We start from the raw sequence: 26,703 nt of genomic DNA on the forward strand, positions 1-26,703 counted from the left end.
TGCCAGCTCCGGCACCGGCTCAGCCGGCCGGCGTGATCAGCGTAAGGACCAGGTAGGAAACCGGCAACGCGAACAGGATCGAGTCGAGCCGGTCCATCAGTCCGCCGTGTCCGGGCAGCAGGTTGCTCATGTCCTTGACCCGGAGATCCCTCTTGATCATGGATTCGCCGAGGTCTCCGAGGACGGCCGCGATCGAGACCGCGACCCCGAAGAGCGCACCCCACCAGGGCATCACGTCGAGGAACAGGAACAGCAGCAGGGCGCTGCCTGCGCCGGCCGCAGCGACCGAGCCGGCAAATCCCTCCCAGGACTTCTTCGGGCTCACGGTCGGCGCCATCTTGTGCCGCCCGAAGAAGACACCGGCCGCGTAACCGCCGGTGTCGGACAGGATCACCGCGGCGAGCGTTGCCAGGATCTGCAGATCACCGTCCGGGCGGCTGGCCAACAACGCGGCAAAGCCGCCGAGGAACGGGACGTAGAGCGCGACCAGCGTGGCCGCCGCAGCGTCGCGCTGGTAGCCGGTCGGACCGTCGCCAAGTCGCCAGATCAGCGTGGCGAGCACCGTCACCAGCAGCCCGAGCGCGAGGGCGTCCGGCCCGATCCGCCACGCCAGAAGTGTCATCAGGACACCGCCGGCCAGCAGGGGCGGCAGCGGCACTCGCGCACCGCTGGTACGCAGCGCCCGGCTCATCTCCCAGATGCCGACGCTGACCGCCGGGACGATGACGCCGAGGAACGCCGGTCGCCACAGGAGCAGCGAGCCGACGACGAGCGCGACGAGGCCGACGCCGACGCCGATCGCAGCCGGCAGGTTACGGCCGGCCCGACCCGACGCCCGATCGGGTGTCCCGGCAGGCGCCTGGTCAGCCCTTCCCCGGTCGGGGTCGGCGGTGGCGCCCAGGGAGACGGTGGGACCAGCATGGTCGGCCGCACCGGCGTGGTCGACGGCGTCGGGACGCGCGGTGCGGCGGCGTGCCGTGGCCCGCCGCCGCGCCGACTCCGGTCCGGCGCGGGGCGGGGAGCCGACCGCGCCGTCCGGCTCGGGGGAGCGCCGGCCGGTGGCGCCGTCGGGGAGGTACCGGCCGGTGGCACCGTCGGCCGGCGGCGCGGCGGGTGGACGGCTGGCCACCGTCCAGGCCGCAGCGCCGTATCCGGTTTCGGCCGACGGAGCGCGTCCGGCGAACCGGCCCGCGCCGGAGGCGGGGCCGGCGTACGGAAATTCTCCGGTCCCGGTGTACGGCCCGGCTGGTGCCGGGGCGTCGGGCCCGGTACGGCCCGCCCAGCCGGGCGGATCAGGCCGCTCGACCGCCGGATGGCCGTTGCGGGTCCCCGGGGCGGACGATTCAGGCGCGGCGCCGGGATGCCGCGCCCGAGTACGAGCGTCCGGGTAATCGCCGCCGGCGGTCTCGGGAACGGACATCAGACCTCGAGCAGCTCGGTTTCCTTGTGCTTGACCAAATCGTCGATGCTGGCGACGTACCGGTGGGTCAGGTCGTCCAGTTCCTTCTCGGCCCGCCGCCCGTCGTCCTCACCGGCCTCGCCGTCCTTGACGATCCGGTCAAGCTCCTCCTTGGCCTTGCGCCGGACGTTGCGGATGGCGACCTTGGCCTCCTCGCCCTTGCCCCGAGCCACCTTGATCATTTCCCGCCGGCGATCCTCAGTCATCTGCGGAAGCAGGATACGTAGCTGGTTACCTTCGTTGTTGGGGTTGACTCCGAGATCCGAATCCCGGATGGCCCGCTCCATCGCGGCGAGTTGGGACATGTCGTACGGCTTGATGATCGCCATGCGTGGCTCGGGCACCGCGACGGACGCCATCTGGGTGATCGGCGTCGGGCTGCCGTAGTAGTCCAGCACGATGCGGGAGAACATCGCGGGGGTGGCCCGCCCGGTACGGATCGCGCCCAGTTCTTCCTTGGCGTGCTCCACCGCGCGTTCCATCTTTTCCTCTGCTTCGAGCAGAGTCTCCTCGATCACCTGTTCCGTCGCCTCCTTCTGGTGTTCCCTGTCCTTGGTGACACCGTCGGCCGCCGCCCGCGGGCGGCGGCCGACGCGGTCAGGTCGTGATCAAGGTACCGATACGTTCACCGGCGACCGCGCGCACGATGGTGTCGTCACCCTGCGCGCCGAACACCAGCATCGGCAGGTCGTTGTCCATGCAGAGGCTGAACGCGGCGGCGTCGGCGACGCGTAGCCCGCGCCGCAACGCCTCGGCGAAGGTCACCGTGTCGAGTTTGCGGGCGGTGGGATCGGTACGCGGATCGGCCGTATACACCCCGTCGACACCGTTCTTGCTCATCAACACCACGTCGGCGTGGATCTCCAACGCCCGCTGGGCGGAGACCGTGTCGGTGGAGAAATAAGGCATCCCGGCACCGGCGCCGAAGATCACCACCCGGCCCTTCTCCAGGTGCCGGATCGCTCGCAGGGGGATGTACGGCTCGGCGACCTGCGCCATGGTGATGGCCGACTGCACCCGCGTCTCCACGCCCTCCTTCTCCAGGAAGTCCTGCAGCGCCAGGCAGTTCATCACCGTGCCCAGCATGCCCATGTAGTCGGCCCGGGCCCGGTCCATCCCGCGCTTTTGCAACTCCGCCCCACGGAAGAAGTTGCCGCCACCGACCACCACGGAGACCTGCACGCCGAGGCGGGACACGGTCGCGATCTGCCGGGCGATGTCCTGCACCACGTCGGGATCGACGCCGATCGCGCCGCCGCCGAACACCTCACCGGAGAGCTTCAGCACCACCCGTCGGGAGCGCCCGGGCGGCGGTGCCGTCGGATCGTCCGCCGCCAGCGTGTGCCCACTCATTACCTGCGTCATCCGACCCGCCCTTCCCTAGCTGCCGTCTGCGCCGCCTCGTCCACCCTACGGAACGAGGAGGCCGTGGTGCCTGTCACGTACACCAACGGCCTCCTCCGTCGTTCGTCAACCCGGTCCGGCAGGGCGAGTGTCCATGCCCCGGCCGCCGACGCCGCCTCCAGGGCCGGTCAGGCCTGGCCGACTTCGAACCGGACGAACCCGGTGACGTCGATGCCGGCCTCGGCGAGCACCCGCTTGACTGTCTTCTTGTTGTCCGCGACCGACGCCTGCTCCAGCAGGACGAAGTCCTTGAAGAAGGCGTTGACCCGGCCCTCGATGATCTTGGGCATGGCAGCTTCCGGCTTGCCTTCCTCGCGGGCGGTCTGCTCGGCGATACGGCGCTCCGACTCGACGGTGTCCGCCGGCACCTCGTCGCGGGTGAGGAACCGCGGCCGCATCGCCGCGATCTGCATCGCCACCCCGCGGGCGTCGGCCTCGCCGGCCTCGTCGGTCCTGCCGGCGTACGCCACCAGGACACCTACCTGCGGCGGCAGGTCCTGCGCCTTGCGGTGCAGATAGACCGCGACCGTGCCGTCGAGGCGGGCGAACCGGTTGAGCACCAGCTTCTCGCCGATCTTGGCGGACTGCTCCTGTACCGCGTCGGCGACCGACCGGCCGTCGGGCAGGCTGCTGCCCAGCAGTGCCCCGGCATCCGCCGCCTTGACCTGCTCCCCGTGCTCGACCAGCTGCTGGGCGAACGCGATGAAGTCGGTGTTCTTGGCGACGAAGTCGGTCTCGCAGTTGAGCTCCAGCAGCGCCGAACCGGCGTGCGCCACCAGCCCGTTGGCGGCGGTGCGCCCGGCCCGCTTGCCGACGTCCTTGGCACCCTTGATCCGCAGGATCTCGACGGCCTTGTCGAAGTCGCCCTCGGCCTCCTGCAGCGCCTTCTTGCAGTCCATCATGCCGGCGCCGGTGAGGTCGCGGAGCTTCTTGACGTCCGCGGCGGTGAAGTTGGACATGACTCTCTCTTCGATCTCGTCAGGCTGCTGATGCGTGGTCGTCATTCAGCGGCGGCGGAAGCGGGCTCGTTTTCCTTGTTCGCTGGTCCTTCGAGCAGCTCACGCTCCCACTCCGGAAGCGGCTCGTCGGTGCCGACGGCACCCGGCTCCGGCTTGTCCTCGGCACCTCGCGACTTGCCGGAGCGAGCGATCAGCCCGTCGGCGACCGCCGAGGCGACCACCCGGGTGAGCAGCTCGGCGGAACGGATCGCGTCGTCGTTGCCCGGGATCGGGAAGTCCACCTCATCGGGATCGCAGTTGGTGTCCAGCACCGCGATCACCGGAATGCCCAGCTTGCGGGCCTCGTCGACCGCGATGTGCTCCTTCTTGGTGTCGACGACCCAGATGGCCGCCGGCACCTTCTGCATGTCCCGCAACCCGCCGAGGGTACGGCTGAGCTTGTCCTTTTCCCGGGACAGCTGCAGGGTCTCCTTCTTGGTGTAGCCCTGCGCGGTGCCGGTGAGGTCGAGGGCCTCCAGCTCCTTCATCCGCTGCAGTCGCTTGTACACCGTCTGGAAGTTGGTCAGCATGCCGCCGAGCCAGCGGTGGTTGACGTACGGCTGACCGACCCTGGTGGCCTGCTCGGCGATCGCTTCCTGGGCCTGCTTCTTGGTGCCGACGAACAGGATGTTGCCGCCGTCCGCCACGGTGTCCCGCACGAAGGTGTACGCCTTCTCGATGTAGTCGAGAGTCTGCCGCAGGTCGATGATGTAGATGCCGTTGCGCTCGGTGAAGATGAACCGCTTCATCTTCGGGTTCCAGCGCCGGGTCTGGTGCCCGAAGTGAACACCGCTTTCCAGCAGCTGACGCATGGTCACGACGGCCATGTGTTTCTCCCTGTATGTATGTCCCTGGTTGTCACGCCGGCCGGGTGGCCGGGCGTCCTGGCGCCCGGTCGGCCGGTCATGGTGGGCCTGACTGATCAGGACCAGGGGACCGTCGCCCCCACAGCTGTCGCCAGGGAGAAGGGCGCGCGAGGTCGACCGCACAGCGGTCGCCAGTTGCCCAGTGTACGCCCTACGTCCGGTCCCAGGACCGCCAGGCCGGTTCGGTCACCGGGTCGAGCACCCGCTCGCGCACTCGAAGTCGACCGGCGGGGCCGGCGCCTTCAGCCGGCCAGGATCCGGGGCTCTCGGCCGGCTGAAGTCCGGTGCCTTCAGCCGGCCAGGCCAGCGACGACGAACAGCACCAGACCCACCAGGAGGTAGGCGGTCGGCGGGCGTAACCAGGCGTTGGTCGGGTCACCCACCTTGGTCGCCCCGGTGGTCAGCCCGAGCAGACCGACGCCGAACGCGGGCAGCGCCACCATCAACGCCGTACCGGCGACCACCGCACCTACCTGAACCGGGTCGGCGAGTGCCCCGTCCAGCAGCAGGCGCAGCGCCGGCACCTCGAAGATCATCACCCCGACGGCGTACAGGATGGCCAGTGCCGGGCGCCGGCTGCGGTAGACGCCGTCGCCGAAGACCCCGCCGGACGGTCCACCAGCCGGCGGCCGGCGGCCGTACTCGCCGGGCGGCGTTTCCGCCGGCTGGCGGGGGGACACCGGCGGCATCAGCCCGGTCGGCACGTTCACCGAGCTCGGCAGCTCACCCGACCGACTCGGATCACTGCCGCGGCCCGCGTCGCCATCCCGTACGGCGTCCCCCGCGGGCGCCGGATCGCCACTGTCCGGCTCCGGCGCGGCCGCCGCACGCCGGCCCGATTCACCGACATTTCGCCGACCGGGTTCGCCGGTCGGCCGCCGACCGGGTTCCGCTACGGCCCGTCGGCCGGGTTCCAGCGGTGCCGTCCGCGCCGATCGGCCCGTGCGCAGCTCGCCGGTGCTGTCTGCGGCGGTGAACTCATCGGTGTAACCGGACTGGTCGGGGTAGCGGCCCGGCTCACCGTACCGGCTGCCCATGCCGAGCGGATCGTCATCGAAGCGGTCGGCAGCGGATTCGGCCGACGACGCGGAGCCGCCGTTGCGCGGTTCCGCGACCGGATACCGGTCCGCGGAGCCGGACGGCCAGGGCTGCTCGATGTAGGTGCGCTCGGAGTACCACCGCGGGTCGGCGTCCTCCGGGTAGCTTCGGTTGGGGTCCACGGACAGGCACCGTATGTCACCGACCAGGGCCACCGCCACCTTGCCGTTCTGAGAATCTCTGGGATTCTCGGCCTGCTTCGCAGGGCACGCCTCCGGCTTGCGCCGGGTCTTACCCGTCCTGCGCCGGGGTCTTACCCGTCCTGCGCCCAAGCGGTCGGCGTCCCCGGAAACCACCGGCCGACGGCGACCCGCGATTTCGCCATGGTCCATTAGCACATCTGCCCGCCTTCCGGCCGAGGTGTCCACAGCCCGGGCGGCTGTGCACAGCCGTGCCCGCTGTGCGGCGGCACCGGCGGACGGGCGCCGACAGTTGCCCGATGAGCGCTGTCAGACAGGCAATCGGGGCGTACGGCGAACGGTGTGCGGTGAACCATCTCGTCGAGGCTCGTCATCGTCGACCGCAACTGGCGTTGCCGGTCCGGCGAGATCGACATCGTCGCCCGCGACGGCGACATCCTCGTGTTCTGCGAAGTGAAGACCAGGCGTACCAGCCGGTACGGCGATCCGGTCGAGGCCGTCACCGCCGCCAAGGCACGGCGCATCCGCCAGGTGGCCGCCGCCTGGTTGGCCGCCCACCGCGACCACGGCCGACGTGCGGTGCGTTTCGACGTCGTCGCCGTGCTGGTCGGCGGGCGCGGTGCGGCAAAGGTCGACCACCTGCAGGCGATGTTCTGAAAGCGGGTGGGCGAGCGGGGTGGGAGAGCAGGCGAGCTTCTGTAGCAGAAACACTTCATGATCGTTTCGCCGTCCACAGCCGCCGCCGCTGTCCACAGACCATTGCGATCAGGTGGTCCGCCCGCCGCCGAACGACCACAGTCGACGACATGACGAGTCACCGGGAGAACATTCGCGGCCGATCCGGCTTCGCGCGCGGGCAGGCCGGACCCACCGTCCTGGCCCTGGAGCTACCTGTCCTACCGACACGCGTGCTGGCGGGCGTGCGATGAGCTACGCCAAGGTCCTGTGTGTCGGGTTGGTCGGCGTCACCGGCCATCTGGTCGAAGTCGAGGCGGATGTCGCCGCCGGACTGCCGGCGGTGATCATCTCGGGGCTCCCCGACACCACCCTGCACGAGGCCCGAGACCGGGTGCGAGCCGCGATCGTCAATTCCGGCCAGCAGTGGCCGAGCAGGCGGATCACCGTCAATCTGCTGCCGGCCACCCTGCCGAAGATCGGTTCCGGGTTCGATCTCGCGGTGGCGACCGCCCTGCTCGGCGGGGCCGGCGAGCTGCCGCTCGCCCCGGTCGACGGCGTGGCGCTGCTCGGTGAACTCGGCCTCGACGGCACCGTGCGGCCGGTCCGCGGAGTGCTGCCGATGGTGGCCGCAGCGGCACGTGCCGGTGCGACCCGGGTCGTCGTTCCGGTGGCCAACGCAGCCGAAGCCGCCGCCGTGCCCGGCGTCCGGGTGAAGGCGGTGGACACGCTGCACCGGCTGGTCTCCTTCATCCATGGGGAAGGCGCCTTGCTCGACGCACCGATTCCGGCTCCGGCAGCTGCCCAACCAGGTCCGGATCTGGCCGATGTCGCTGGTCAGGGCCTGGGCAAGCGGGCCTTGGAGATCGCTGCGGCCGGCGGCCATCATCTCGCGTTGCTCGGACCGCCCGGTGCCGGCAAGACCATGCTGGCCGAGCGGCTCCCCGGCCTGCTACCGGAGCTCGACGACGAGGCTGCGCTGGAAGTCTCGGCGCTGCACTCGATCGCCGGCGTGCTACCACCCGGCAGCCCGCTGCTGCGACGGCCGCCGTTCCAGGCACCGCACCACTCGGCCACCGTCGCGTCCCTGGTCGGCGGCGGCACCGGTCTGGCCCGGCCCGGAGCGGTCTCCCTGGCCCACCAAGGAGTGCTCTTCCTCGACGAAGCCGCCGAGTTCAACACCCGCGCGCTGGAATCGTTGCGGCAGCCCTTGGAGAAGGGCCGGGTGTTGATCACTCGGGCGCTCGGGGTCACCGAATACCCGGCCCGGTGCCAACTCGTGCTGGCCGCCAATCCATGTCCGTGTGCCAAGCCCGCCGGCGACCAGTACTGCGAATGCCCGCCGACGGTGCGCCGTCGCTACCGTGCCCGGTTGTCGGGCCCGCTGATGGACCGGATCGACCTGCAGATCAACATTCCCGCGATCCGGGCCGCCGAGTTGCTCGCGACCAGTTCCCCGACGGAACCGTCCGCTGTCGTCGCCGACCGGGTCGCGGCCGCCCGGACCGCCGCCGTCGACCGCTGGTCGGGGTCGGGGTGGCGGAGCAACGCCACCGTACCGGGTCCGGCGCTACGCCAGCCCCCGTGGCGGCTGCCACCGGCCGACACGGCGGCGTTGCGGCACCGGCTCGACACCGGCGCCATCTCCGCTCGCGGCTTTGACCGGGTTCTGCGGTTGGCCTGGTCCATCGCCGACCTCGACGCGCGTACCCGCCCCGACTCCGGCGACGTCGACGAAGCCATCCAGTTGCGCACCGGAGAGATGTGATGAGTCAGACCGATCCTGATACCAAGCTCGCCAGAGTGGCGTTGACCTGGCTCGCCGAGCCCGGCAACGCTGCGGTCCATCGGCTGGTCAGCACGGTCGGACCGACGGCGGCGCTGGCCCAGATCCGCGAGGGCCAGGGCCTGGACGAGCCGGCCCGGACAGCGGCGGCGGCGCGCCGCTCGACCGCCGACCCGCACGAGGTGGCCGCTGCCGCGCTCGACCGAGCGGCGCGGGTGGGCGCACATCTGGTGACGCCCGAGGATCCCCAATGGCCACGGCAGATCGACGACCTGCTGCGTCTGGTACGCCGGTCGCATCCGGCCAGCGGCCCGGCTGGCCTGCGCGACAGCGCCCCACCGCTGGCGCTGTGGGTCCGCGGGCCGCTGCCGCTGGATGCCGCCTTGAGCAAGTCGGTGGCCGTGGTCGGAACGCGGGCACCGACCGAGTACGGCCGCCACGTCGGCGGGGAGCTCGGGCATGGTCTCGCCGACCGTGGCTGGACCGTCGTCTCCGGCGGCGCCTACGGCATCGACTCGGCCGCTCACCGTGGCGCGCTCGCCGCCGGCGGACCGACCGCAGCGGTTCTGGCCTGCGGTATAGACCGGCCCTACCCGAGTGGAAACGCCGCGTTGTTCGACCAGATCGCCGAGACCGGTCTGCTGATCAGCGAATGGTTGCCCGGAGCGGAGCCGCTGCGGCACCGTTTCCTGGTCCGCAACCGGCTGATCGCAGCGGTGACCTCCGGCACGGTGGTGGTCGAGGCCGGCGCGCGCAGCGGCGCGACCCAGACGGTACGCCGAGCGCTGGCCATCGGCCGGGCGGCCATGGTGGTGCCCGGCCCGGTGACCTCGGCGATGTCGGTCGGCTGCCATGAGATCCTGCGGGATCACCCGCAGGCACGGCTGGTCGCCGCAGTGGCGCACGTGCAGGAGGAGATCGGCCGGATCGGGTTCGATCTGGCACCGACCCCGCGCGGGCCGGTGCGGCCCCGGGACAAGCTCGACCCTCAGGCCGCCCGGATCCTCGAGGCGGTACCGGGTCGGGGTCTCATCGGCTTGGACGACCTGGCCGGCCGGGCCGGGGTGGACATCCGCACAGCCCTCCGGCAGGTCTCCGCGTTGCAGGCACAGGGCCTGCTGACCGGCGTTGATGGACGGTACCGGCTCACCCAGCCGGCTCCTCGGTGAGGTTAGTCAGGCCCGATTGAGCCGGCCTGACCAGTCAGCTCGGCCAGCCCGTCGGCGAGGCCACTTGACCAAGCGCCGGATCGGTCCGACAGTCGGCGGATGGGTCGACGCGAGTCCAACCGGAGCACGGCAGGCAGGCATGACAACCTACCGACGGCGCTGCGCGACGCTGTCGACGACTTCGCCCGGCAGCTGGCGCTGGTGGAGAACCGCTCGCCGCACACGGTCCGGGCCTATGTCAGCGATGTGGTGTCGCTGCTCGACCACGCCACCCGGATGGGCCGACAGGCTCTCCACGACCTGGACATCGCCGTGCTGCGGAGTTGGCTGGCTCAGCAACGCACGCTGGGCGCGGCCCGGACGACGCTGGCCCGCAGGGCCGCCACCGCGCGCACCTTCTGCGCCTGGGCGCACCGCAACGATCTGATCGGCACCGACCCGGCCGCGACCCTGGCCAGTCCCCGGCCGCATCGGACGTTGCCGACCGTGCTCCGGATCGAACAAGCGGCCCAGTTGATGATCGAGCCCGTCGGCGTGGACGACCCGCTACGGCTACGCGACCGCGCCGCCGTGGAACTGCTGTACGCCACCGGCATCCGGGTCAGCGAGCTGTGCGGCCTCGATCTGGGTGACGTCGACCATGGCCGTCGTCTGGTCCGGGTGCTCGGCAAGGGCGACCGGGAACGATCCGTGCCGTACGGTGAGCCCGCGGACGCCGCTGTCGAGGACTGGTTGCGCCGTGGCCGGCCGGCACTGGTCGGGCCACGATCCGGCGAGGCGCTACTGCTCGGTGCCAAGGGCGCACGGATACAGGCCACAGTGGTTCGCCGGATCGTCACCGGAGCTGCGCGGGCGGCTGGCGTACCGCACGTCACGCCGCACGGCCTACGCCACTCTGCCGCCACCCATCTGCTGGCTGGTGGCGCGGACCTGCGGTCCGTCCAGGAACTGCTCGGGCACGCCTCGCTGTCCAGCACCCAGATCTACACGCACGTCTCGGTGGAACGGCTCCGCGACGCCTACCGACAGGCACACCCGCGGGCCTGACCGGCCGTCGTACCGCGCCGGCGCTGGCGCGTGGGTGCCGGGTCCGGCGGGACGGCGCCGGCCCGGTCAGGTGCTTCAGTGGGCAGCAGGCCGGATCTACCCGATTGGCCTGTCGCTCTGCGGTGCGCTGGCTCTGCGGTGCGCTGGCCGGATCTAGTATCGCTCCATGAGTGCCGGTGTGGATCCCCCTGAACCGCTGCCCGGCGCACGGCTGCTGTTCTCACTCGATCCGGCGACCGCCCACCTGAACCATGGATCCTTCGGCGCGCCGCCGATCACCGTGCAGCGGACGCAGCACCGGATACGGGATGAAATGGAGTCCAACCCGGACAGATTCTTCACCCAAGGGTTGCCGGAACGACTGGCGCACACCCGCCGGCATCTGGCTGCTTTCCTGGGCACACCCGCGGACGGGGCGGCGTTGGTCGACAACGTCACCACGGCGACCGCCATCGTGCTGCAGTCGTTGGGGCTGTCGACCGGTGACGAGATCCTGCTCACCGACCATGGGTACGGGGCGGTCACGATGTCGGTCGACCGGGCGTGCCGGCGCACCGGAGCGACCCGACGGGTCGTGCGGATTCCGATCGAAGCGGATGCGGACGAGGTCCTCGAGACGATCCGTGCGGCGCTGCGACCGGGACGTACCCGATTGCTCGTGGTCGACCAGGTCACCTCACCGACCGCCCGGCTGTTCCCGGTGGCATCGATCGCCGCCGCTGCCAGCGACGCCGGTGTGCCGGTCATGGTGGACGCGGCGCACGTGCCGGGGATGCTGCCCGTCACGGTCGGCGACATAGGCGCCGACTTCTGGGTCGGCAACCTGCACAAGTGGGCGTTCGCACCACGTGGGACCGCCCTGCTCGCGGTCGCCGACCGCTGGCGGGAGCGAATCGAGCCGCTCGGAGTCTCCTGGGAGCAGGAGTCCGGCTACCCGCAACGGGTCCAGTGGCAAGGCACCCGGGACTACACCCCGTGGCTGGCCGCGCCGGCGGGCCTGTTCGCCTTGCGAAGCCTCGGCATCGACCGGGTTCGTACGCACAACGCCGCACTGGCGCACTACGGTCAGCGGGTCATCGGCGCCGCGCTCGGTGTGCCGCCGGAGGAGTTGCCGGTGCCGGACGGGCGGCTACCGGAGGCCGCCAGTCTGGCGATGCGGCTGATTCCGTTGCCCGACGGGATTGCCGGTGGCGTCGAGCAGGCGCAGGCGCTGCGGCTACGCATCGCCGAACAGCTCGCTGCCGAAGTGTCGGTCAACTGGTGGTCCGGCCGGACCTGGTTGCGCATCTGCGCCCAGGTCTACAACCGGGCCGAAGAGTACGACCGGATCGCCGGACAGCTTCCGGGGCTGCTCGATCGTGCCGCGAGCTAGCTCCCGCAGCCAGCCCTCGGTCGGCGGGCTCGGGCGGCCCGGCCCCGGGACCGGCCGCGACGCCCTGGAGCTGCTCGCCCTGAGCCAGCGGTAGCAGACGCACCCGGCCGTTGCCGAGCAGCAGCAGCGGATCGAGATAGGTGGCGCCATCGCCATCGTGCCGCAGCCCCCAGTGCAGGCATGCCGGTACCGGACAGCCGCGGTGACCGGCTGCCACGGTGCCGATCGCCGTCCCGGGATCCACCCGGGTGCCAGCCACGAGGACCGGATCGACCGGCTCGTACGTGGTCCGCAGCCCTCCGTCGTGGGTAACGCTCACCACTGATCGATCGGCGATCCGACCGGCATAGCTGACCGTGCCCGCGCCAGCGGACCGCACCGTGGCTCCTACGGCCGCAGCGAGGTCGACACCACGATGCCCGCGGCCCCACGGCACCGCGGGCGGGTCGAACCGCCGGGTGACCCGCCAGTCGCCGACCAGCGGCGCGACGAAGTGGTGGCGTGCGTACGGCACGGCCCGGTCACCGGGCGACGGCACGGCCCGGTCACCGGGCGACGGCACGGCGTCGGTTTCGGGCCCGTCCAGCGGTGCCGGGCTGCTGGTGGCGGTGGCGAGGGCGATCGCCAACACATAGATGTGATGTCGCATTCCGGCAGGTTGGCAGCCGTCAGTCGCCGCCCACAACAATGACCGGCATGGCCTGTGGACAGCCGGTCACCTGTGGATACCGAGCCGACGGGAAGCTCGATTTGGTATGGGGCGAGCCGTCGCCGGTCGCCGGGGGGTCGACCGCTGCGCTCAGCCGTTGAAACCCGAGTCCGCCGGAAGTGATATCTCTGGTTTGTCCAGTTCTTCGACATTTACGTCTTTGAACGTCATCACTCGGACGTTCTTCACGAAGCGGGCCGGGCGGTACATGTCCCAGACCCAGGCGTCGTGCATCTCGACCTCGAAGTACACCTCGCCGTCAGAATTGCGTACGTGCAGGTCGACCTGGTTCGCCAGATAGAACCGGCGCTCGGTCTCGACCACGTACGAAAACTGGCGGACGATGTCGCGGTACTCCCGGTAGAGCTGCAACTCCATCTCGGTCTCGTACTTTTCGAGATCTTCGGCGCTCATCGCCATCCGCCTTCCATGACCACATCTTCCCCCAGTAGCGCCGGTTGGCGAAGCTGCTCGTCCAACGCCACGCCGACGGTACCCCGTACCGGGTCGGGCCGCCCCATCGGCTCACTGTTGCCGATGTCCGTGCCGGTCTCACCTGCCGGTCGACGGGCGCGGGGTGGACGCGCCGACCGGCCGGCTACGGCCGCGACGTTGACGTACGAGAATCGGTGCTCGGCGCACGGCCCTTGCCGATGCAGCGCGGCTCGGTGGTCGGCGGTGACGTACCCCTTGTGCTCGGCGAACCCGTATCCCGGATAGCGATCGTCCAGCTCCACCATGATCCGGTCCCGGGTCACCTTGGCCAGCACGCTCGCCGCAGCGACGCAGGCGGCCACCCGGTCGCCCTTCCAGACCGCCAGCCCCGGTACGCCGAGCCCGTCGACACCGAACCCGTCGGTGAGTACGTAGTCCGGCGGCACGACCAGGCCGGCCAACGCCCGGCGCATCGCGGCCAGGTTGCACACGTGCAGACCAAGCCGGTCGACCTCGTCCGCCGGGACGACCACCACCCGGTACGCCAGTGCCTGGTCGCACACCGCAGTGTAGACCCGTTCCCGGGCGGCCGGGGTGAGCAACTTCGAGTCGGCCAGACCCGCCACCTCGCCCCGCCGTCCCGGCGGCAGCACCGCCGCCCCGGCCACCAGCGGGCCGGCACAGGCGCCCCGACCGGCCTCGTCGGCTCCGGCCACATGGGCGAACCCGCGCCGCTGCAAAGCGCGTTCCAGTGCGTAGAGTCCGGCATCGCGGCGGACCACGGTCCGCGGTGGGGTCAGCACGCCTCGGCCCTCCCGAGCAGGCGGTGCAGCAGCGCCGGCAGATCGGCCGGGTAGTAGCGCTGCCGGGTCACCGCCAGCTCCGCCACCGGCCACCACCGGTGACCGTCGATCGTTTCACGTTCAAGCTGGTCGAAGCCGCTGGTGTCGACCTGCCACGCAGGCACCCGTAGCAGGAAGAACTGCTGTTCCTGCCGGTACCGCCGCCCGCCGAAGGGGAACTCGACCGTCTCCTGCCAGACCGCGGTGCCGAGCTCAGTCGGCGTGATCCGCAGGCCGGTCTCCTCGGCGAGTTCCCGGGCCGCGCCGGCGGCCGCGCTCTCGCCGGGCAGCAGGCCACCGCCCGGGGTGAACCAGTATCGGTGTCCCGGCCGGGCCGGATCTCGCCCGTGCAGCAACAACACCCGGTCGGCCGAGTCGACCAGCAGGATTCGCGCGCCTCGACGGTGCCGCGTACCGCCGAGCGCGTGATCGGCCGTCAGCTCCGCGTCCGTCACCTGTCCAGCGTAGGAGACGTACCCGGCTCGCCGGGATGCGGCCGGCACGATTCCGTGGCCTCCGTGGACTGACTCCGCCGCCGCCCTGGGTCGCCGGTCATGAATCGGGCACGGACTCGAACGGCTCGGGTACGGTGAGCCAGGTCGCCCGGTCCAGCGGCCAGAAGACCGTGAACGCCCGGCCGACGACCGCGTCCTGCGAGATGGTGGCGATCTCGATGTCGCCGCCGCGATCCCAGTGCTCCAGGGAGTCGCCCGAGGCGGACCGGTGGTCGCCCATCACCCACAGCCGGCCTTCGGGCACGGTGATGTCGAACGGGCCGACCGCGGCCGGATCCTGGATCCCGCCCTCGGAGTAGATGTAGGGCTCGTCCAGCGGCTGCCCGTTGACGATCAGCCGTTCCTCGGGGTCACAGCACTCGACCCGGTCCCCGCCCACCCCGATGACCCGCTTGATGAAGTCCTCGCCGTCCGGGTTGCTGCTCCACTCCGGTGGTGCCCGGAACACGATGATCTCGCCGCGCTCGGGTGACCGGAAGTGGTAGACGACCTTGTTGACCAGCACCCGGTCGTAGATGTCGAGGGTGTGCTCCATCGACGGCGACGGGATGTAGAAGGTCTGCAGAACGAACGCCCGGACCAGGACTGCGACGAGAACCGCCACGCCCAACAGGATCGGTAGCTCACGCCAGAAGGAATTGGGCTTTTTCTTGGTCTGCTCGTCGATCACAACGGGAGCCTACGACGTCTGGCTGACAACGGCCGAGCGGAGCGCGAGGCGAACAGTAACGGAATCAGTACGGGAAGCACGACCACCAGGTCGCCCGAGGTTTCCGGAGTGCCGTCGGGACGATCGACCGCAGCCGGGGTCGCCGCCGGCGCCGGCAGGTCGTCGAAGGTGTCCGGCACGGACAACGGATCCCAGCGGTCCTGTGGCCACACGATCACGAAGGCGCGCCCGATGACGTTGTCGATCGGCACCTGACCCTGGCAGCGGGAGTCCTGGGACACCAACCGGTGGTCCCCCATCACGAACAGGTGTCCCGGCTCGACCACGATCTCCCCGAATCGGCGGGACCGACACTCACCGGGATTAGGCGGAATGTCGAGCGGGGAATCCTCCAGAACGTAGGCAGACTCGTCCAACGGCTGCCCGTTGACGGTGAGCCGGCCCTGGTCGTCACAGCAGAGGATGCGGTCGCCCGGCACCCCGATGACCCGCTTGATGAAGTCTTTCTCGCCGGGACGGCCGATGCCGACCAGATCACCGACGGTCCGGCTGAGTTTGGCCAGGAAGCCGAGATTCGGATCGTCGACGTGTTCCGGTGCCCAGTCGTTGGTGCCCCGGAAGACCACCACCTCACCGCGTGACGGGTCCCGGACATCGTAGACGACCTTGTTGACCAGGACCCGGTCCCCGATGAGCAGCGTCTCCTCCATAGAGCCCGAAGGGATGAAGAACGCCTGCAACAGGAACGACCGGATCAGCACCGCGAGACAGAAGGCCACGACGAGCAGCAGCGGGAGCTCCTGCCACAGTGGCATCTGGCGACGCCGCCGCTGGACCATCTGCATGCTGGACCGACTTGCCCGGCGCGGGCGGCCCCGCGTCGTCCGCGTCCCGGAGCCACCCTGTCGCCGGCCACGCTCGGCGCGCTCCGACGCCGGACCGCGCCGCTGCCAAGACTCCACGTCTTCGGTTGGATACACGCTACGCATCTCCCCGGTCCCGGGACATGGCGCTACCGCCCACGGCGCCTCTTGTCAGGCGCCACGAACGGGTGCTCGGCTGCCGCCCGCCGCCGCAGCGGATGCCGCGGATGTAGCGCTCCCCATCGGTCACTACCGCAAGGGTAGTTGGCCCGAGCCGCCAGCGGCAGTCCTCGAATCGGGATCCGGGAGGTTTCAACCGGGAATCGGGAGGATCCGGGTCAACTGACCTGCTTCTCCCGCTTTTCCTTGATCTTGGCGGCCTTACCACGCAGATCGCGCAGGTAGTAGAGCTTGGCGCGGCGGACGTCACCACGGGTCACCATCTCGATCCGGTCGATCGCCGGGCTGTTGACCGGGTAGGTCCGCTCGACTCCGACGCCAAAGCTCACCTTGCGCACGGTGAAGGTCTCCCGCAGGCCCGCGCCCTGACGGCGGATCACCACGCCCTGGAAGATCTGGACCCGGGAACGGGCGCCTTCGACGACCCGAGCGTGCACCTTGAGCGTGTCACCGGCTCGGAACTCCGGGAGGTCGGTCCGCTGCGACTGGGCGTCGAGCGCGTCCAGCGTGTTCATCGCTGCATCCTTGGGCTACTCAAGGCGCACCGTCTCCTGGTGCGCGGATGGATGATTCTGATCCCACCGTCAGGTCCCGTGCACCAGCGGTTCCACCCTGTCGGCGGGTCCACTGGGCTCGGCCGGACCCCGTGGCTGGCGGGATCCTCGCAGCCGGACGCGCTCGCCCGTCTGCGGCAACCCCACTACTCTGCCATATCACCGGCCGGGATTTGAAATCCGGCCGCCGTCAGCAGCGCAATGTCTTCTTTATCCAAATTGTCGGTCGACAACCTGGCGATCAGATCCGGCCGTCGGGCTGCGGTACGCAGCAGTGCCTGGTCCCGGCGCCAGCGGGCCACCCGGCCGTGGTCACCGGATCGCAGCACCGCCGGCACCTCGTGACCACGCCAGTGCGGTGGCTTGGTGTAGACCGGCGCCTCCAGCAGCCCGTCCGCATGCGACTCCTCGTCGAGCGAGCCGGCGTTGCCCAGCACTCCGGGCAACAGCCGGGTCACCGCTTCCAGGATGACCAGCACGGCCGCCTCACCGCCGAAGATCACGAAATCGCCGAGGGAGACCTCGCTCACCGGCATCCGGCCCGCCGCGTGATCGATCACCCGCTGGTCGATGCCCTCGTAGCGGCCACAGGCGAAGACCAGTCGCGGCTCGGCGGCGAACCGCTGCGCCAGCGGCTGGGTGAACGGTTCGCCCACCGGGGTGGGCACCACCAGCCGGGCCGGCGTGCGCTCCGGACCGGTCAACTCGTCCAGCGCGGCACCCCACGGCTCAGGGCGCATGACCATGCCCGCGCCACCGCCGTACGGGGTGTCGTCCACCGTACGGTGCACGTCGTGGGTCCATCGACGCAGATCGTGTAGATCCACGCCGAGTAGCCCCGCCCGGCAGGCCCGCCCGATCAGGGACAGCTCCAGCGGGGCGAAGTACTCGGGGAAGATCGTGACGACGTCGACCTGCAAGGTGGGCGGCATCTCCGCGCTCATCGGCTCGCTCACAGATCGAACAAGCCGGCCGGAGCGTCCACCACGATACGACCGCCCGCCAGGTCCACCTCCGGCACGATCGCGCGGACGAACGGCACCAGTGCGGTACCGCCGCCGGGGCGGCTCAGCACCAGCAGGTCGGACGCTGGTGCGTGATCGATCCGGGTGATCTCTCCCAGCGAGTCCCCCGCCGGGGACACCGCGGTCAGGCCGATCAACTGGTGGTCCCGGTACTCGTCCGGGTCCGCCGGATCGTCGACCTCGCTGCTCTCGACACAGAGCAGGACCCCCCGCAGGGTTTCCGCCACGTCACGGTCGGCGACGCCGACGAACTGCACCAGCGGCCGGCCCTGATGCCAGCGGACCGACTCGACGGTCAAGCTGTCGGGCACCCGTACCCGGACCGCACCGGCCGGCAGAGCCTCCCGCGACGGCGATTCGTCGCGCCGCACGGCGGTGGACGAGGCATCGGCCACCGCTGGATTGGTGACCGCCGGTACCGCCGCCGGATCGGTGATCAACACCGATCCGGCGACGAAGCGGGCCTCCGGCTCGTCGGTCCGTACCTCGACAGTGACCTCGCCACGGATGCCGTGCGGCCGGCCGATCCGGCCGACGATGAGCAGCATCAGTACGAGTCGACGATGTCGACGCGGACACCCCGGCCGCCGATCGACCCGATCACCTGGCGCAACGCCTTGGCGGTCCGACCACCTCGGCCGATGACCGTGCCGAGATCCTCCGGGTGCACCCGCACTTCCAGACGCTTGCCCCGGCGCGAGTCGATCAACCGGACTCGTACGTCGTCAGGATGCGTGACGATTCCCTTGACCAGATGCTCCAGCGCGGGCCGGAGAACCATGTCAGGACTGCTCGCCGGAGCCGGCACCGGCGGGCTCCTCGGTCTGGGCCGGCGCCTCGGCAGCGGGCTCCGCCTTCTTTTCGGCCTTCTCGACCTTCTCGACCTTCTTGGCCGGCTTGGTGGGAGTGTCGGCGATGCCGGCCACCGCCTTCGCCTCGGCCTCGTAGGCCGCCTTGCGGTCCGCCCGCTCGGGGGCGACCTGCAGCGGTTCCGGCGCCGGCAGGCCCTTGAACTTCTGCCAGTCACCGGTCTTTTCCAGCAGCCGCTGGACAGCCTCGCTCGGCTGGGCACCGACCGAGAGCCAGTACTGGACGCGGTCCGAGGTGACCTCGATGACCGACGGGTTCTCCTTCGGGTGGTAGATCCCGACAAACTCGATCGCCCGCCCGTCGCGCTTGGTACGCGCGTCGGCGACGACAATGCGGTACTGCGGGTTGCGGATCTTGCCCATCCGCAGAAGCCGGATCTTTACGGCCACGGTTTGTTCGCTCCTGTTGCGATCTTCACCGACCCCCGAGGGCGGTGCGCGGGTGAACGCCGACCGGCACAGTGGGGTTGGGCCAGAGGCAGCTCGGGTGGACTGGCGACGTGCCCGGGTAGAGGGCGCCGGACACGCACCGGATACCAACACACTATTGTGCCAGACCGGCCGCGTATCGCCACAACCGGAGGGCCCACCGGGCCACGTTGGCCGCGAGGCCGGCCGTCAGCCGGCCACCGGCGGGCGGTCCCAGCCCGACGGCAGCTCGGTCGGTGGCGTCCACGCGGGGTCCGGTTGGAAGTCGCACCAGGTGCCGTCGAACGGAAAGTCACCCGCCTCCGCGAGCTTGATCACCCGCCTGCCTTCGGCACGCACCGCAGCCGGGTCGGATACCCAGTAGTGCTGCGGGAACGCGAGGCGCTCGACGAACTCCTCCTCGTCCTTCCACGCCCAGCTGCGGTCCGGACGCACGATCACGTCCAGATCCTGATCGACGACGTCGATCCCGGTAAGGCCGTCGTCGGCCCAGCGCACACCCGGTTCCTCAAGGTTGACGTACCAGTTGAGGAACTTCCCGTCGTCATCGCGGAACCACCACACCGAGTGCGCCGCGCCGGCCGGCATGAACTTCAGCACCGGCGGGCCGAGCCAGAAACCGTGCTTGATCCGGTACGACCGGGTGATCCACTCGGTGAACGGCATCGCCCGCATACCCCGGCCGTCGTCGGCGACCTCGTTGGTCACCGGACTGCCGCGGTCGACCCAGACCAGCAGCCCTCGTTCGTCGTCGGCGACCACCCGGGCGGGACGCACCCAGCCGATGCGTCCCCGGCGCACGTTCCGGTGCATGATCAACTGACCTGGTCGGAACCGCATCGTCATCCCTTTCGCTCACCGTGCTCAACGACGACAACCGTGCCGATGCGGTGGGACGATCTGTCAGTACGCGCGGGCCAGCACCGCGACAAGGTCGGGCTCGTCGTCGCTGTCCGGCACCGTGCCGTCCGGCCGCTGCAGGCAACGGACCGTCACGCCTTGGGCGTTGGCCTCGGCCTCGCCGGCCGTGCCCACCGCCGACCAGGGGACCCGGGCCCAGCCGTCGACGGTCGCGGCGATCGCGTCGGCCAAGCCGGCCACCTCGACCGTACGCGACTCGCGCAGCGCCTGTGCCTGCTGGTACAGCGCCTGCTGATCGGCGTCGAGCGCGCCGCGTACCGCGCCGACCACATCCGCCACCGGCACCGCGGTCTTCGATCCGTCGGTACGCCGGACCAGCACCGCGTTGCCGACGGCGAGATCGCGTGGTCCGACCTCGACGCGTACCGGATAGCCCTTGAGCTCGGCGTCGACCGCCCGGCGGCCGAACGGGGTGTCCACCCGGTCGTCGAGGGCCACCCGGACTCCGGCGTCGCGCAGCGCGTCGCGCAGCTTGGCCGCCGCCGCACCGACCCCGTCGCCGTCCTTGACCACCATGACGTACGCCTGGACCGGCGCCAGCCTCGGCGGCACCCGCAGTCCGGCGTCGTCGCCGTGCACCATGATCAGCCCGCCGAGCATCCGGGTGGAGACCCCCCATGAGGTGGTCCAGGCGTGCTCCACCGTACGCTGCGCCGAGGTGTAGGTGATGTCGAAGGCCCGGGCGAAGTTCTGGCCCAGCTCGTGCGAGGTGCCCAACTGCAGCGCCTTGCCGTCGCCCATCATTCCTTCGAGGGTGTACGTGCTGGTCGCGCCGGCGAATCGCTCACCGGCGGTCTTGCGCCCGACGATGACCGGGATGGCCAGTACGTTGACCATGAAGTCCTCGTACACCTCGTGCAGGATGCGCCGGGCGTAGGCACGCGCGTCCGCGTAGTCGGCGTGCGCGGTGTGCCCCTCCTGCCAGAGGAACTCACTGGTACGAAGGAAGACCCGGGGGCGCAGCTCCCACCGCACGACGTTGGCCCACTGGTTGAGCAGCAGCGGCAGGTCCCGGTAGGAATCCACCCACTTGGCCATGAACTCGCCGATCACCGTCTCGCTGGTCGGGCGGACCACCACCGGCTCGGCGAGCTGTTTACCGCCGCCATGGGTGACCACGGCGAGCTCCGGGGAGAAGCCCTCCACGTGCTCGGCTTCCCGACGCAGGTAGCTTTCCGGAATGAACAGCGGAAAGTAGGCGTTCTCCGCTCCGGCCGCCTTGATCCGGGTGTCCATCTCGGACTGCATCCGCTCCCAGATGGCGTACCCGGTCGGTCGGATCACCATGGTCCCGCGCACCGGGCCGTTCTCGGCGAGCTGCGCCTTGGCGATCAGATCCTGGTACCAGCGGGGGAAGTCCTCCGCACGGGGTGTGAGCACGCGGGCCATGACCGGACATCCTATGCGCCCGCCGGAACGGTCGGTACCCGACCCGCCCGCGACGGTCGCCGTTGGCCGCGCCCACCCGGCGGTCAGTACCCGACCCGGACAGGCGCGGTCAGTACCCGACCCGGACAGGCGCGGTCAGTACACGACCCGCCCACGCAGGATGATCCGCTGCGGGGCCCGGACCACCCGCAGGTCGGCACGCGGGTCCGCCGGGTAGGCGACCAGGTCGGCCAGCCCGCCCTCGACCAGCCCGGGGAGCCCGAGCCAGTCCCGGGCGCCCCAGCTGGCGGCGGCCAGCACCGCCTCGGCCGGCAGCCCGGCCCGGGTGTGCAGGGCGAGCATCTCGTCGGCGGCCCGGCCGTGGACGATTCCGCCGCCGGCGTCGGTGCCCACGAAGATCGGCACCCCGGCCTGGTGCGCGGCCCGGACCACCTCGGGGAACCCGTCGCGCAGGGCGAGCATGTGTGCGGCGTACCGGGGGAACTTCTCCCGGGCCCGGTCGGCGATGCTGCCGAAGGTGGCGATGTTGATCATTGTCGGAACGAGCGCGATCCGCCGCCGGGCCATCTCGTCGATCAGGTCCAGGCGCAGCCCGGTGCCGTGTTCGACCGAGTCGACCCCGGCCCGGACCATGATCTCGACCGCGGTCTCGTCGAAGGTGTGCACAGCGATCCGGACGCCGGCGTCGTGGGCGGCACGGACCGCGTCGGTCATCGCCGCCGGGTCCCACGCCGGGGCCAGATCACCGGCGGAGCGTTCGATCCAGTCGCCGACCAGCTTGACCCAGCCGTTGCCCGCCTTGGCCTGTTCGGTGACCGTGTCGCGCAGCTGCTCCGCCGGCACCTCGACCCCGATGTCGCGCAGGTACCGCCGGGGCGGCGCGATATGTCGCCCGGCGCGGGCCAGCCGGGGCAGGTCCGGCTCGTCGTCCAGCTCCGGATACGGGTACGGCGAACCGGCGTCGCGCAGCGCGAGCACGCCGGTGTCCCGGTCGACGCGGGCGTGCACCCGTGCCTCGTCGAGCGAGTCGATCGACCGGCCGCCGTAGGCGATGCCGAGGTGGCAGTGCGCGTCGACCAGGCCCGGCAGGATGAACCCGCCGTCGACCACGGTGGTCGCCCCGGGCACCGGGGTCAGCGTCACCCGGTCGCCGACCAGCCAGAGGTCGCGGGTCTGGTCCTCGGGCAGCACGACGCCGCGCACGTGTAGCGCGGCCGGTACGGTCACCGCGGTACTCAGTCCTTCTCCCGCTTGGTCAGCTTGTTGAAGTCCAGCTTGGGCAGCTTGACTCCGGGCGGCAGTCCGTCGCCGCCGCCGAGCGCGTTGGGGTCGAAGCCGGGTGGCAGCTGCGGCATGCCGCCGCCGGGGAAGCCAGCCGGCATCCCACCGGTACGTTGGCGGGCACCGCCACCGCGGCCGCCCTTGGCACCCTTGCGCTTGTTCTTCGGCGACTTGGTCGCCTTGCGTCGGCCGCCACCGCCGGGCAGACCCATCATCCCGCCCATCTGCTTCATCATCTTCTGCGCCTCGGCGAAGCGGTTGAGCAGCTGGTTGACGTCCATCACGGTGACCCCGGAGCCGCCCGCGATCCGCGCCCGCCGGGAGCCGTTGATGATCTTGGGATTGGTTCGTTCGCCCGGCGTCATCGAGCGGATGATCGCGGTGACCTTGTCGAAGTGCTTGTCGTCGACCTCGGCCAGCTGGTCCTTCATCTGCCCCATGCCGGGCATCATGGCCAGCACGTTGGCGATCGGCCCCATCCGCCGCACCGCGATCAGCTGGTCGAGGAAGTCCTCCAGGGTGAACTGCTCGCCGCCCATCAGCTTGGCGGCCATCTTCTCCTTCTGATCGGCGTCGAAGGCCTGCTCGGCCTGCTCGATCAGGGTGAGCACGTCGCCCATGCCGAGGATCCGGCTGGCCATCCGGTCCGGATGGAAGACGTCGAAGTCGGCGAGCTTCTCGCCGGTAGAGGCGAACAGGATCGGCTGTCCGGTGACCTGCCGTACGGACAGCGCGGCACCGCCGCGGGCATCGCCGTCGAGCTTGGAGAGCACCACACCGGTGATGCCGACCCCGTCACGGAACGCCTCGGCGGTGCGCACCGCGTCCTGGCCGACCATCGCGTCGATGACGAAGATGACCTCGTCCGGGTCGACCGCGTCACGGATCGCCGCCGCCTGGGCCATCATCTCGGCGTCGATGCCGAGCCGGCCGGCGGTGTCGACGATGACGATGTCGCGGGCCGAACGCCGGGCGTGCTCGATCGAGGCGGTGGCGACGGCGACCGGGTCACCGACCCCGTTGCCCGGCTCCGGGGCGAAGACCTCGACACCGGCCTGACCGCCGAGTACCTGCAGCTGGCCGACCGCGTTGGGACGCTGCAGGTCGGCGGCGACCAGCAGCGGCTGGTGGCCCTGCGACCTCAGCCAGCGGGCGAGTTTGCCGGCGAGCGTGGTCTTTCCGGAACCTTGCAGGCCGGCCAGCATGAGCACGGTCGGTGGCTGCTTGGCGAACTGCAGCCGACGTTGCTCGCCGCCGAGGACGGCGACCAACTCCTCGTGCACGATCTTGATGACCTGCTGGGCCGGGTTGAGCGCCTGGGAGACCTCCGAACCGCGGGCCCGTTCCTTCACCCGGAAGATGAACGACTTCACCACCGGCAGGGCGACATCGGCCTCCAACAGCGCGAGCCGGATCTCCCGAGCGGTCGCGTCGATGTCGGCGTCGGTGAGCCGACCCTTGCCCCGGAGCTTGCCGAAGATCCCGGACAGTCGATCACTCAAAGTGTCAAACACGACGAAACTTCCCGTATGTCGATCCGGCAGGGTCAACTCGCAGCGGCAGCGGGTGACACGGCACCCCCGAGACCCGGCACCCCCGACCTCGCAAGCGTAACCGTCGACCCGACGACCCGCCGCCGCCACTCCACCAACCCGGCGATCTTGGACTTATCGCGGAATAGAACGGACAATCCTCACGGCCGGTCCAAGATCGTCGGACAGCGGGGAGGTCGGGACCGGGGGCGTCAGCCGGCGGCGGCGAGGACGGCTGCGGCGAACCGGTCCCGCTCGGCATCGTCCGGCCAGCCTCCGACCAGGTAGAAGGCGTCCACCACGTCGCCGCCGAGAGTCGAGATCCGGGCCGCCCGGACCTGCGCCCCGGCCTCGTCCAGTGCGCTGGTCACCCGGTAGAGCAGCCCGGCCGAGTCGGCCGCCCGTAGCTCCAGCACCACGGCATCGGTGGCGGCCGCCCGGAGCCAGACGACCCGGGGCTCGGCCCCGCCACGGCGACCGGCCAGCACCCGACCCCGCAGCCGCTGGACCACCGACACGTCACCGGTCACCGCCCGCCGCAGGTCGGCGGCGAGGGCGATGCTGTCCGGCGGCGTACCGTAACGGGGCTGCACCCGGAACTCCACCAGCGCCCGCCCGTCGACCAGGGAGGCGTCCGCGGTGAGTACGTCGAGCCGGTGCAACGCCAGCACCCCGGCGACCGCCGCGAGCAGCCCGCGCCGGTCGGCGGCGGCCACCGCCACCCGGTCCTCCCCGTCGATGTGCACCGCCGGCAACGGGCCGGCGACCAGCGCCGGATCGGGCCGTGGCGGATCGGGCAGCACGCCGGTATCCAGCGCGGTGTGCACCCGACGGACCAGTTCTGCGATCAGCCGGCCCTTCCAGCCCGACCAGGCGGCCGGTCCGGTGGCCAGCGCGTCCGCCCGAGCCAGGCCATGCAGCAGGCTCAGCGTGGTGGTGTCGCCGACCGCCTCGGCCACCCCGGAGATGGTCACCGGATCGCTGAGGTCCCGGCGGGTCGCCACCTCCGGCAGCAGCAGGTGCAACCGGACCATCTTCTCGATCACCGCGACGTCGGCGGGTGGCAGACCCACCCGGGCGGCGATCCGGGCGGCGATCGGCGCCCCGACGGCACTGTGGTCGCCGGGCAGCCCCTTGCCCACATCGTGCAGGAACGCCCCGAGCAGCAGCAGGTCCGGCCGGTCCACCTCGCGCGTGTACGCGGTGGCTTCCTGCGCCGCCTGCACCAGGTGACGGTCCAGGGTGAACCGGTGCACCGGGTTGTGCTGCGGCAGGCTGCGCATCCGGGGCCACTCCGGCAGCCAGCCGTCGACCAGCCCGTACCGGTCGCAGGTCTCCCAGGTGGGCACCAGATGAGGACCGGCGCCGAGCAGGGTCACCAGCGCCGCCCGGGCCGCGTCCGGCCACGGGGCCGGCAGCGGCGGGCAGTACGCGGCGAGCCACTCGCAGGTGGCCCGGGCGATCGGCAGCCGACTGGTGGCCGCCGCCGCGGCGACCCGCAGCGACAGGCTCGGATCGGGCCGGGCACCGATCGCGGCCCGGGCGAGCACCAGCTCCCCGTCGTGCTCGACCACGTCGCGGGCGACCGGACGGCGTACCGGCGGAGCGGCACCGCTGCGCCGCAGGCCGGAGCGCAGTCGCTCGGCGCTGCGCCAGCCGTCGTCGAGGGCGTGCGCGATGGTCCGGGCGTCGGAGGCGACCCGACGCAGCAGGGCCTCCGGATCGTCGAGGTCGAGCAGCCGGGCCACGGTCGCCCGTTCCTGGGCGACCAGACGGTCGACCCGACGGCCGACGGCCACGTGCAGGGCGTCGCGGGTGTCCAGCAGCCGCAGGTGGGCCGCACGGGCGGCGGGACGCATGCTGTCGGCGATGCCGGCGAGGGCGATACTTCGCAGGATCCCGACGTCACGCAGGCCGCCGGCAGCTTCCTTCAGATCGCCTTCGAGCAGGAAGGCCAGCTCGCCGTGGGTGCGCCAGCGGGCCTCGGTGATTTCGCGCAGCACCGGCAACTGCCGCAACGCGGTCCGCCGCCACTGGTCGGTCGCGGCGACCTGCAGGGCGGCGGTGAGGTCCCGGTCTCCGGCGACGTGCCGGGCGTCCAGCAGGCCGAGCGCGACCTTGACGTCGTCGTGCGCGACCGACAGGGCCTCCGGAAGGGTACGTACCGAGTGGTCCAGCCCGAGGCGCGCGTCCCAGATCGGGTACCAGATCCGGGCCGCCAGCTCGTCCATGCCGGGTACCCCCCGGTGCAGCAGGACCAGATCCAAATCACTGTACGGGGAGCACTGCAGCCGCCCGAGGCCGCCGACCGCGACCAGGGCTATCCCACTGATTCCGGCCGGCATCAGTCTGGTCAGCCAGACGTCGAGCGCCGCCGCACGCTCCACGCGTGCGGCGGCGCCGATGCCCATCGACAGTGACGGGCCGGGGCCGGCCGCGTGCTGTTGCCGGACCCCGACTCCGTCGACCATCTAC

Annotated in this window: 26 protein-coding genes and 1 pseudogene; 5 read left to right on the forward strand and 22 right to left on the reverse strand. The window is 70.9% G+C overall.

What is annotated here, in order from left to right; all coding sequences use genetic code 11:
• Positions 1-19: 19 nt before the first annotated feature.
• From ACN27F_RS08505 to ACN27F_RS08530, 6 genes are all read right to left on the reverse strand, one after another.
• Positions 20-1,420 carry a phosphatidate cytidylyltransferase gene (locus ACN27F_RS08505; RefSeq protein WP_421432180.1) on the reverse strand — a complete coding sequence of 467 codons (1,401 nt, stop codon included), beginning with the start codon at positions 1,418-1,420 and terminating at the stop codon, positions 20-22.
• Positions 1,420-1,977: a ribosome recycling factor gene (gene frr / locus ACN27F_RS08510; RefSeq protein ID WP_421432181.1), complete on the reverse strand. Its 558-nt coding sequence runs from the start codon at positions 1,975-1,977 to the stop codon at positions 1,420-1,422. The genes ACN27F_RS08505 and frr overlap by 1 nt, the downstream gene beginning before the upstream one ends.
• A 79-nt stretch (positions 1,978-2,056) precedes the next feature.
• On the reverse strand, positions 2,057-2,824 hold the full coding sequence (gene pyrH / locus ACN27F_RS08515) for a UMP kinase (protein ID WP_421432182.1): 768 nt from the start codon (positions 2,822-2,824) through the stop codon (positions 2,057-2,059).
• A 167-nt stretch (positions 2,825-2,991) separates the two neighbouring features.
• Entirely contained in the window at positions 2,992-3,822 is an 831-nt protein-coding gene (gene tsf / locus ACN27F_RS08520; protein ID WP_421432184.1) for a translation elongation factor Ts, read from the reverse strand.
• Positions 3,823-3,863: 41 nt separating this feature from the next.
• Positions 3,864-4,688, reverse strand: coding sequence for a 30S ribosomal protein S2 (gene rpsB, locus ACN27F_RS08525; protein ID WP_421432186.1), 825 nt, complete (start codon positions 4,686-4,688; stop codon positions 3,864-3,866).
• 329 nt (positions 4,689-5,017) lie between these two features.
• Positions 5,018-5,947 carry a hypothetical protein gene (locus tag ACN27F_RS08530; RefSeq protein WP_421432188.1) on the reverse strand — a complete coding sequence of 310 codons (930 nt, stop codon included), beginning with the start codon at positions 5,945-5,947 and terminating at the stop codon, positions 5,018-5,020.
• 317 nt (positions 5,948-6,264) lie between these two features.
• On the opposite strand from ACN27F_RS08530, the pseudogene ACN27F_RS08535 reads away from it, so the two are divergent.
• From ACN27F_RS08535 to ACN27F_RS08555, 5 genes and pseudogenes are all read left to right on the forward strand, one after another.
• Positions 6,265-6,622, forward strand: a pseudogene (locus ACN27F_RS08535) (YraN family protein).
• 268 nt (positions 6,623-6,890) lie between these two features.
• Entirely contained in the window at positions 6,891-8,408 is a 1,518-nt protein-coding gene (locus ACN27F_RS08540; protein ID WP_421432190.1) for a YifB family Mg chelatase-like AAA ATPase, read from the forward strand.
• Positions 8,408-9,595, forward strand: a complete 1,188-nt coding sequence (dprA, locus tag ACN27F_RS08545) for a DNA-processing protein DprA (RefSeq protein WP_421432191.1) — start codon at positions 8,408-8,410, stop codon at positions 9,593-9,595. The genes ACN27F_RS08540 and dprA overlap by 1 nt, the downstream gene beginning before the upstream one ends.
• Before the next feature lie 99 nt (positions 9,596-9,694).
• The gene (locus ACN27F_RS08550; protein WP_421432193.1) at positions 9,695-10,642 is read left to right on the forward strand and encodes a tyrosine recombinase XerC; all 948 of its coding nucleotides are present in this window, start codon (positions 9,695-9,697) and stop codon (positions 10,640-10,642) included.
• 166 nt (positions 10,643-10,808) lie between these two features.
• A complete protein-coding gene (locus ACN27F_RS08555; protein ID WP_421432195.1) occupies positions 10,809-12,014 on the forward strand; it encodes an aminotransferase class V-fold PLP-dependent enzyme in 1,206 nt (401 codons plus the stop codon).
• On the opposite strand, the gene ACN27F_RS08560 is transcribed toward ACN27F_RS08555, so the two are convergent.
• The 16 genes from ACN27F_RS08560 to ACN27F_RS08635 form a co-directional block, all read right to left on the reverse strand.
• Positions 11,896-12,663: a M23 family metallopeptidase gene (locus ACN27F_RS08560; RefSeq protein WP_421432197.1), complete on the reverse strand. Its 768-nt coding sequence runs from the start codon at positions 12,661-12,663 to the stop codon at positions 11,896-11,898. The two genes, ACN27F_RS08555 and ACN27F_RS08560, sit on opposite strands and share 119 nt — an antisense overlap.
• Positions 12,664-12,813: 150 nt before the next feature.
• On the reverse strand, positions 12,814-13,137 hold the full coding sequence (locus tag ACN27F_RS08565) for a DUF2469 domain-containing protein (protein WP_421432199.1): 324 nt from the start codon (positions 13,135-13,137) through the stop codon (positions 12,814-12,816).
• Positions 13,134-13,961, reverse strand: coding sequence for a ribonuclease HII (locus ACN27F_RS08570; protein WP_421432201.1), 828 nt, complete (start codon positions 13,959-13,961; stop codon positions 13,134-13,136). Before ACN27F_RS08570 ends, ACN27F_RS08565 begins: the two co-directional genes overlap by 4 nt.
• Positions 13,955-14,455, reverse strand: coding sequence for an NUDIX hydrolase (locus ACN27F_RS08575; protein ID WP_421432203.1), 501 nt, complete (start codon positions 14,453-14,455; stop codon positions 13,955-13,957). Before ACN27F_RS08575 ends, ACN27F_RS08570 begins: the two co-directional genes overlap by 7 nt.
• Positions 14,456-14,552: 97 nt before the next feature.
• Positions 14,553-15,185 (reverse strand): signal peptidase I, encoded by a 633-nt coding sequence (gene lepB, locus ACN27F_RS08580; protein ID WP_421432205.1) that lies wholly within the window; start codon positions 15,183-15,185, stop codon positions 14,553-14,555.
• Entirely contained in the window at positions 15,182-16,030 is an 849-nt protein-coding gene (lepB, locus tag ACN27F_RS08585) for a signal peptidase I (RefSeq protein WP_421432207.1), read from the reverse strand. The genes lepB (ACN27F_RS08580) and lepB (ACN27F_RS08585) overlap by 4 nt, the downstream gene beginning before the upstream one ends.
• A 356-nt stretch (positions 16,031-16,386) precedes the next feature.
• Positions 16,387-16,743 carry a 50S ribosomal protein L19 gene (rplS, locus tag ACN27F_RS08590; RefSeq protein ID WP_421432208.1) on the reverse strand — a complete coding sequence of 119 codons (357 nt, stop codon included), beginning with the start codon at positions 16,741-16,743 and terminating at the stop codon, positions 16,387-16,389.
• A 185-nt stretch (positions 16,744-16,928) separates the two neighbouring features.
• Complete coding sequence (trmD, locus tag ACN27F_RS08595) at positions 16,929-17,702, reverse strand: tRNA (guanosine(37)-N1)-methyltransferase TrmD (protein ID WP_421440054.1); 774 nt, start codon at positions 17,700-17,702, stop codon at positions 16,929-16,931.
• Positions 17,703-17,734: 32 nt separating this feature from the next.
• Complete coding sequence (gene rimM, locus ACN27F_RS08600; RefSeq protein WP_421440056.1) at positions 17,735-18,352, reverse strand: ribosome maturation factor RimM; 618 nt, start codon at positions 18,350-18,352, stop codon at positions 17,735-17,737.
• 2 nt (positions 18,353-18,354) lie between these two features.
• Entirely contained in the window at positions 18,355-18,588 is a 234-nt protein-coding gene (locus tag ACN27F_RS08605) for an RNA-binding protein (RefSeq protein ID WP_421432210.1), read from the reverse strand.
• Between the two features lies 1 nt (position 18,589).
• Positions 18,590-19,066, reverse strand: coding sequence for a 30S ribosomal protein S16 (gene rpsP / locus ACN27F_RS08610; RefSeq protein ID WP_421432212.1), 477 nt, complete (start codon positions 19,064-19,066; stop codon positions 18,590-18,592).
• Positions 19,067-19,294: 228 nt separating this feature from the next.
• Positions 19,295-19,945 carry a DUF402 domain-containing protein gene (locus ACN27F_RS08615; RefSeq protein WP_421432214.1) on the reverse strand — a complete coding sequence of 217 codons (651 nt, stop codon included), beginning with the start codon at positions 19,943-19,945 and terminating at the stop codon, positions 19,295-19,297.
• A gap of 63 nt (positions 19,946-20,008) precedes the next feature.
• Positions 20,009-21,415 carry a proline--tRNA ligase gene (proS, locus tag ACN27F_RS08620; RefSeq protein ID WP_421432215.1) on the reverse strand — a complete coding sequence of 469 codons (1,407 nt, stop codon included), beginning with the start codon at positions 21,413-21,415 and terminating at the stop codon, positions 20,009-20,011.
• Positions 21,416-21,550: 135 nt separating this feature from the next.
• The gene (locus ACN27F_RS08625) at positions 21,551-22,642 is read right to left on the reverse strand and encodes an amidohydrolase family protein (protein WP_421432216.1); all 1,092 of its coding nucleotides are present in this window, start codon (positions 22,640-22,642) and stop codon (positions 21,551-21,553) included.
• Between the two features lie 8 nt (positions 22,643-22,650).
• On the reverse strand, positions 22,651-24,210 hold the full coding sequence (gene ffh / locus ACN27F_RS08630) for a signal recognition particle protein (protein WP_421432217.1): 1,560 nt from the start codon (positions 24,208-24,210) through the stop codon (positions 22,651-22,653).
• A 230-nt stretch (positions 24,211-24,440) separates the two neighbouring features.
• On the reverse strand, positions 24,441-26,699 hold the full coding sequence (locus ACN27F_RS08635) for a [protein-PII] uridylyltransferase (RefSeq protein ID WP_421432218.1): 2,259 nt from the start codon (positions 26,697-26,699) through the stop codon (positions 24,441-24,443).
• Positions 26,700-26,703 lie beyond the last annotated feature (4 nt).

Source organism: Solwaraspora sp. WMMB335 (genome assembly GCF_049179075.1).
Classification (GTDB): Bacteria; Actinomycetota; Actinomycetes; order Mycobacteriales; family Micromonosporaceae; genus Micromonospora_E.